1 protein-coding gene is annotated in these 273 nt (G+C 53.8%); it reads left to right on the plus strand.

The genetic code is table 11. The annotated features are described in order from the left end of the window. Positions 1–273: hypothetical protein (locus AC1RPR_RS08810; protein ID WP_481763572.1), on the plus strand; the 273-nt coding region annotated here is incomplete at both ends.

Consider the following 273-nt stretch of genomic DNA (forward strand, 5'->3'; position numbering starts at 1 on the left):
GGATCGCATTGAACGCATCCGCGATGCGCGGCTTGCGTGCGCCACTATGACCTATATCTTCGAAGAGGAATCGTTGACGAAGGCTCATATCAATCAAGGCATCGTGATTCCTTATATGCCGACGTGGCGTCGAGACGAAGTGAACGAAACTTATACGAAGCTTCGCGATCAGGAACCCGGCGCAATCAAAAACGAATCGTACAAAAAGTTTCTGGCGCGCGCCCGGAACCCGGCCTTTGAGATGACGAGCGCCGCGATTCCGCGCTATCAGCT

It is taken from the genome of Dellaglioa sp. CoH-57-MRSF-22, from assembly GCF_056781895.1.